The organism is Kitasatospora sp. NPDC029312, from assembly GCF_055569215.1.
Genome location: NZ_JBVHXY010000095.1, coordinates 1 through 1,539 on the forward strand (window position 1 = coordinate 1; position 1,539 = coordinate 1,539).

The window sequence follows — 1,539 nt, forward strand, 5'->3', positions numbered from 1 at the left end:
AACACCGCCCGGATCGGCACCTCCACACCGAACACCGACCGCACCCGCGACACCAACCGCGTCGCCAACAGCGAATGACCACCCAGATCGAAGAAACCCTCGTCGATCCCCACCCCGTCCACACCCAGGACCTCGACGAACAGACTGCACAGGATCTCCTCCTGCGGCGTCCGCGGCGCCCGCCCCACCGTCGCCCCACCGGACTGCGGCACCGGCAGCGCCTTACGGTCCAACTTCCCGTTCGGCGTCAACGGCAACGCTCCCAGCTCCACGAACACCGACGGCACCATGTACTCCGGCAACACCGACTGCAAGTGGCCACGCAGCTCCGAAACCACCACGGAACCGTCCTTGGGCACGACATAGGCCACGATCCGCTGGTCACCCGGACGGTCCTCACGCACCAGCACCACCGCCTGCGCCACACCCCCGAAGGCGCCGACCGCCGCCTCGATCTCCCCCAGCTCGATACGGAAACCCCGCACCTTCACCTGGAAATCAGCCCGGCCCACGAACTCCAACTGCCCGTCCACACCCCAACGCACCAGGTCACCCGTGCGATACATCCGCCCACCCGCCGGCCCGAACGGATCCGCCACGAAACGCTCCGCCGACAGACCCGGACGGTTCACGTAGCCACGAGCCACACCCTCACCCGCGACATACAACTCACCCAGCACACCAGGCGCCACCAACCGCAACGCACCATCCAGCACATACACCCGCATGCCGTCCAACGGCCGGCCGATCGGCACCACCTCCGGCACCGACCCCACCGAATCCATCCGGAACGACGTCGCGAACGTCGTCGTCTCCGTCGGACCATAACCGTCCACCACGACCGTCCCCGGGCACACCTCCAGAACCCGCCTCACCGCCTCCGCCGGCACCACATCACCACCGGTCCACACCTGCCGCACACCCGCGAACGCCTCCGGCGCCTCCTCCACCACCAGACGGAACAGGCCGGCCGTCATCCAGAGGCCGGTGATGCGCTCCTCACCGATCACCCGGGTCAAGGTGGCCACGTCGAGATCACCGGGCGGAGCGATCACCGCCGTACCACCCGACAGCAGCGGCACCCACACCTCATACGTCGACGCGTCGAACGCATGCGGCGAATGCACCAGCACCCGCTCATGCGCCCCACCCGCGAACGCCGAATCGAACGCCAACGCCAACACATCACGATGCGCCACCGCAACGCCCTTCGGCACCCCCGACGACCCCGACGTGAACATCACATACGCCAACGCCCCCGGCTCACTCACCACCCCCAAACCCTCAGCCGACCACTCCTCCAAACCATCCCCGGCACCCACCAGCACCACCTCGGCCGCCACCCCCGCAGCCGCCACCACCTCACCCGCAACCACCAACGAACCCGCATCCGCCAACACCACCGACGCCGCAGTCTGCGCCACCACCTCCACCAACCGGCCCACAGGCGCACGACCGTCCAACGGCACATACACCCCACCAGCCTTCAACACCGCCAGCGTGGCCACCACCACATCCACCGACCGACCCATCAACAAC

At 68.0% G+C, this 1,539-nt stretch carries 1 protein-coding gene; it reads right to left on the reverse strand.

Annotation, left to right across the window (positions count from 1 at the left end; genetic code table 11):
• Nucleotides 1-1,520 (reverse strand): amino acid adenylation domain-containing protein (locus tag ACZ4WV_RS35415; protein WP_465753213.1); only part of this gene is annotated, 1,520 nt, incomplete at its 3' end.
• Nucleotides 1,521-1,539 lie beyond the last annotated feature (19 nt).